Origin of the sequence: Streptomyces sp. NPDC020362 (genome assembly GCF_040642095.1) — a bacterium.
Taxonomy (GTDB): domain Bacteria; phylum Actinomycetota; class Actinomycetes; order Streptomycetales; family Streptomycetaceae; genus Streptomyces.
In genome coordinates this window covers 1-4,422 of the sequence record NZ_JBFAET010000371.1, presented here as the reverse complement: position 1 = coordinate 4,422, position 4,422 = coordinate 1, and the positions used below count along the sequence as shown (strand labels likewise).

At 67.3% G+C, this 4,422-nt stretch carries 4 protein-coding genes and 2 pseudogenes; 2 read left to right on the top strand and 4 right to left on the bottom strand.

Translation table 11 applies throughout. The features are described 5' to 3' along the window. Positions 1-189 precede the first annotated feature (189 nt). A complete protein-coding gene (locus AB0H32_RS47030; RefSeq protein WP_361135486.1) occupies positions 190-855 on the top strand; it encodes a TetR/AcrR family transcriptional regulator in 666 nt (221 codons plus the stop codon). A 338-nt stretch (positions 856-1,193) separates the two neighbouring features. Here AB0H32_RS47030 and AB0H32_RS47025 read toward each other — a convergent pair whose 3' ends face one another. Both AB0H32_RS47025 and AB0H32_RS47020 read right to left on the bottom strand, forming a co-directional pair. Continuing rightward, positions 1,194-2,066, bottom strand: coding sequence for a class I SAM-dependent methyltransferase (locus tag AB0H32_RS47025; protein ID WP_361135483.1), 873 nt, complete (start codon positions 2,064-2,066; stop codon positions 1,194-1,196). A gap of 37 nt (positions 2,067-2,103) precedes the next feature. After that, positions 2,104-2,388, bottom strand: a pseudogene (locus tag AB0H32_RS47020) (IS5/IS1182 family transposase); the annotation flags it as partial. Here AB0H32_RS47020 and AB0H32_RS47015 point away from each other — a divergent pair. Next, a complete protein-coding gene (locus AB0H32_RS47015; protein ID WP_361135480.1) occupies positions 2,388-3,551 on the top strand; it encodes a DUF6236 family protein in 1,164 nt (387 codons plus the stop codon). The pseudogene AB0H32_RS47020 and the gene AB0H32_RS47015 sit on opposite strands and share 1 nt — an antisense overlap. 120 nt (positions 3,552-3,671) lie before the next feature. On the opposite strand, the gene AB0H32_RS47010 is transcribed toward AB0H32_RS47015, so the two are convergent. After that, positions 3,672-3,878, bottom strand: coding sequence for a hypothetical protein (locus AB0H32_RS47010; RefSeq protein ID WP_361135477.1), 207 nt, complete (start codon positions 3,876-3,878; stop codon positions 3,672-3,674). Between the two features lie 282 nt (positions 3,879-4,160). Continuing rightward, a pseudogene (locus AB0H32_RS47005) lies at positions 4,161-4,422 on the bottom strand (transposase); the annotation flags it as partial.

The window sequence follows — 4,422 nt, the reverse complement described above, 5'->3', positions numbered from 1 at the left end:
TACGACGGCCGTCATTGTCCTGGTCCCACTGGCGGTAGCACCCGGCTCGCTCATGTTCCGCACCGTCGCTGCTCTCCGATCCGTCTCCATGCGCACTTACAGCGTAAGCAGGTACTTACACCGTAAGTAGAGCACTTACGGCGTAAGCTCGTCAACGCTGGGAGACCGAGAGAGGAAGTGACCGTCGCCGTGCCCCGACGTACCACCCCGCAGCCGACCCGCGAAACGCTCACCCGGCAGCGGGTGCTGCGTGCCGCCGTCGAACTCGCCGACACCGGCGGCCTGGAGACGCTCAGCATGCGAAAGCTCGGCGAGGCCGTCGGAGTCGAGGCGATGTCCCTCTACAACCACGTGGCCAACAAGGAGGACCTGCTCGATGGCATGGTCGACCTGGTTTTCGACGAGGTCGACCTGCCCACGCCGGGTGACGACTGGCGACAGGCCATGCGGCAACGAGCCATCTCCATGCGCCACGTGCTGTCCCGCCACCGCTGGGCGATCGGGCTGATGGAGTCACGGTCCAATCCCGGCCCCGCCACCCTGCGTCACCACGACGCTGTTCTCGGCTGCCTGCGTCAGGGCGGGTTCTCCCTCACCCTGACCGCCCACGCCGCCTCGGTCCTCGACAGCTTCATCTACGGGTTCGCCCTGCAGGAGAAGGCCTTGCCGTTCGACACCCCGGACGAGACCGCCGAACTGGCGGAGTCCATCATGAGCGGTTTCGGCGACGGCGAGTACCCGTACCTGACCGAGATCGCGACCGCGCACGTCATGCGTCCCGGGTACGCCTACGGCGATGAGTTCGAGTTCGGGCTGGACCTGATCCTCAACGGCCTCCAGCAAGCAGCGGGTTGACAGCCGAGTAGAACGGCGTCCGAGACCGGCTCCGGCCTGTCCCTCAGGCCGGAGCAAGGGTGCCTGCGGACGCGCCGGTCCCCCTATGGCGAGGGGCGCCTGGTCGTGGCTGCGTGATGTCGGGGGTGGGGCGCACCCGCCCGTTCTGGCTTTCGCAACAACGTTCGTGGCTGGCCCGGTCCTGTGTCCTCAGCCGGTTGTCGCTGCTTCCGGGCGGTGCGGGTGCGGGGTGCATGGGGCGTTCGGGGTGGTTGGGCAATCCACCAGCAGCGCGTCGACCGCGCGCAGCATGCGGGCTCAAGACGAAGCAGGCGCGGGTGCAGTTGGCCGTCGCTGCGTCAGGGGCCGGTTGGGGGCGTGGCGCGGCGGGCGTGGAAGAGGCCCCAGCGCAGCAGTCGGCGGCGGGTGATGTCGGTCCACAGGGGCAGGTTGGCCAGCAAGCCGTCGAGGTAGGCGGGGCTGATGGTGCTGCGCAGCTCGGCTGTGCGGCGGCGTACCTCCTCGTCGAGGCGTGTGTAGTGGGTGGTCAGGTGCTCGGTGAGGTCCTCGAAGTCGGTCTTCAGGCCGAGGCGGGACAGGCTCTGCTGGTAGAACGATGGCGTTGCCAGGCTCTGCACGCCGAGTCGGGACAGCGCGGGCCGCAGGGCCTGGGCGGGGGTGTCCTCGGCCGACATGATGTCCGAGAAGACCAGTGCACCGCCCGGTTTGAGCACGCGCACCGCTTCGCCCACTGCGCGGTCCCGGTCGGTCACATGGCACAGGACTTCCAGGGACCAGACCACGTCGAAGCGTTCCGCCTCGTGGGGGAGATGGTTGAGGGAGCCGGTGACGACCTCGATCAGGCCGTCCAGGCCGCGTCGGGTGTTGGCGGCGCGGTGGCGCCGGTTGTGCACCTCGCTCAGGTCGAGGGCCACCACCCGGCAGCCGAAGCGCTCGGCGAGCGTGCGGGCTGAGCCGCCGTACCCCGAGCCGAGGTCGAGCACGGTGGCATCGGGGCCGAGCAGGTCCGCGATCCGGTCCGCGGCGTGTTCCACGGTGCGGCGCGAGGCATCGGCGATCGCCTCCTGCGGGTGGGCGTATACACCGACGTGGATGTCCTCACCGCCCCAGACAGCGTCGTAGAAGGCGTCGACATCGCTGGCCTCGTAGTAGCGGCGGGTCGATTCCTCATGGTCCGGTGCGCTGCTGTCATCCCTGGTCGTATCGCTCATGGCGGATGAATTCCCAATATCGACTAGGGCGATGCACACCAACGGTCAATGCGATAGCCAGCGGAGTCCCATGGGCCGTCGGTGATCACGTGGTGCTTCGAGCCTGGCCGGGTGCGGTCGACCGGGCTCGGACCCGTTTTGGGCCGCCCCGACGGGCCTGGTGGTGAGAGTCGTCGATCACCACCCGCGACCAGTCCAGCTCGCCGGCCTGGTGCAGCTCGGTCAGCAGCACCTGGTGCAGGCGGTCCCGGACCCCAGTCTCGCTCCAGTCCCGCAGACGTCGCCGGCAGGTCATGCCCGACCCGAAGCCGAGTTCCGCGGGTGCGGCCGACGGGCTACCCAGTAGCCGATTCGGCGACTGCCGCAGCCCTGCGCGACGAGCTCGACTTCCTCCTGGATGTCGACCCGGCCCCATGGGCTGCAGCTGTCGCGCGTGAGTTCTTAGCATTCGTGGATCACGAGCGAGAGGCGCTGCGACAGCGGTACCGCGTCTCACGGAATCCACCGTGGGCGGGACGCCACGTCGGCAACCGTTGGTACCTAAACGAGCGGCGATTCGCGTGGATCCATGCCTCACAGCTGGGAATGACCGGGCAGGACGAATACTTCTCGCGATCGCAAGGTGCTCATCTGCGTGAGCTGGGGCTCGCCATGTATACGCCTATCGACCATCTGACGGGGTTGCGGAGGGGACCGTGGATCGGGATGCATCCTCGGATGATCGCCGTCTACTCCTGTGCGCTGGCCAATCGGATCGCTCAGGCCAATGCCCTGACCCCTGTGACCCATGATCCGCGATTGTTCGCCCTGCCCAGTGACTGGGCGGTGGATGAGCTGGGCGCCGCCCTCCTTCAAGGGCCTCGTTCCACGCCCGCACCCGCAGCGAGTGGCCAAGCAGCCATGTTGTACGCATGTGCAGCCGTACAGGCTATGGTGCCAGCCCGGATCGAGCATGTGCCTGTCGAGAGGATCGTCAGAGCGCGCCGCACGCTGTCCGACGAGTTCGACGCCTTCCGAGCACATCTCGAAGGGCTGGCCGAGGAATTCGCCGGTCTTGACAGCATCGAGGATCTGGGAATCCTGCAGTCGCAGTCGCAGTCGCAGTCGCAGTCGCAGTCGCAGTCGCAGTCGCAGTCGCAGTCGCAGCTGCAGGTCATGGTCGATGGCAACCTGGCACATCCGTCCCGCGAACTCGAACGCGGCCTGCGGACACTGGGGATGCAGCCGGTGCGTGCCGCGTTCGGGTTGAAGTCCCTGGAACTTCCAGCGGTCGCGGCGCTTGCCGCCCAGGCCGTGCACCTCTCCCCAGTTGCCGGGGCCAGCGGCGCGATCACTCTTCAGCTCTATTCCTCCGTCCGAACCGCACGGCGTGAAGCTGCGGAACAGCAAAAGAGCGCAGCAGGCTACCTGCTCAAGCTCCGCCGGGAGCTTGATACGGCGAGGTTCCTGGCACGTGCGCGGCGCGCACTCTTGAGAAGGCCGTGATGATACCCCGACCAGTACCGAGGAGAGGGTGCTGCTCCGTTTCCGGTGTCCGAGCCGCCTGAGCGGGCCGCAATCATTTGCCGGTCAACTCAGAGCCCGTAACACGATCATGATCGGATGTCACTCGGGGGCGTCGACCGGCGTGTGCGGGGTGCCGGACCGAGGCCCTCCGGCGCAGGCCACCACTGCTGTCGCTGCGGCGTTGAGGAAGAGCGTGAACACCAAGGACCTGTCCACCTCGTCGATGCAGCCGATACGGAGAAGCTCTTCCCCCACCTGCTCGAGGATGCCGACGGTGGTGGTAAGGGCCCTCGACGGTGTGGCCACGCCTCAAGGTGTGGCGCAACCGAACCCGGTAGGTATGTGCAAGCCGGTTGGCGGGGAGCAGGCCGTCCCAGAGGAGGAAGGCACCCCCAGCGATCAAGGCGTCGCGTGCGGGGCCACGCGTGCGGGGCCACATGCCGCGGTCTGCTCGCCAATCATGTCGGCGAGGTCGTCGCGCGTCACGCCCCGGCCTTGTGACAAGAGGGCGGCTGATGGAGTGTCTGTGACAAGTAGCCCGCCTTCCAGGTGACAACCAGCCTGCTTCGACCCGATCTTTCTGCCAGCCTATCCAGCTCCACCAGTGACAACTATCGAGCCTTGGCACACTTGAGCCGCCTCCAGCAGGCGGGCGTAGTCGGTTTCGGTGAAGCTCTTGCGACGGCCCTTGGAGGGGCCTCGGTCGAGGTGCATGCGGTAGATCAGCCGTGGTCGGTGGTCGGCTTTGGTGCAGATCAGCGCGGCCATGGAGAAACGTTTGGTGCCTTGGGCGGTGACTCTCACCACCGGGGTGTGGCCCCGGCAGCCCCAGGTATGACGCTTGGGCGGC